2 pseudogenes are annotated in these 493 nt (G+C 66.7%); both read right to left on the reverse strand.

The window, feature by feature from the left end:
• A pseudogene (locus ELR45_RS40340) lies at nt 1–254 on the reverse strand (imidazoleglycerol-phosphate dehydratase); the annotation flags it as partial.
• Nucleotides 255–318: 64 nt separating this feature from the next.
• Nucleotides 319–493 (reverse strand): annotated as a pseudogene (locus tag ELR45_RS42435) (histidinol-phosphate transaminase); the annotation flags it as partial.

The raw sequence follows: 493 nt of genomic DNA on the forward strand, positions 1-493 counted from the left end.
TGGCCGAGCACGATCGCGGTGTCCTCGACCGTGTGGTGCACGTCGATGTGTGTGTCACCGGTCGCGGAGACTGCCAGGTCGATCAGCGAGTGCCGCGCCAGGGCGGTGAGCATGTGGTCGTAGAACGGCACCGTGGTGGAAATGGTGTGCGCACCGCTGCCGTCGAGGTCGACCTCGACGCTGACCTTGCTCTCGCTCGTCGCCCGTTCGACCCTGGCGGTCCTGTTCAGGTCCGTCGCTCCCGCACCGCTCATCGTCTCACTCCGCGTACTCGTCATCGTCTTGTTCACAGCCGCCGGCCTGTGCCGGCTCGCCCGTTCATCGGCCGGGGACATGTCCTAACACGTCCAGCAACGCGCTCTTGAACGCTTCGGTCTCGTCCGGGGTGCCGACCGAGACCCGTAGCCAGCCGTCCGGGCCGGTCTCCCGGATCAGCACACCACGGTCCAACAGCCCTTGCCAGACCGCATGCCGGTCATCGAACGTGCCGAAC

The sequence above is a fragment of the Phytoactinopolyspora endophytica genome (genome assembly GCF_004138495.1).
Classification (GTDB): domain Bacteria; phylum Actinomycetota; class Actinomycetes; order Jiangellales; family Jiangellaceae; genus Phytoactinopolyspora; species Phytoactinopolyspora endophytica.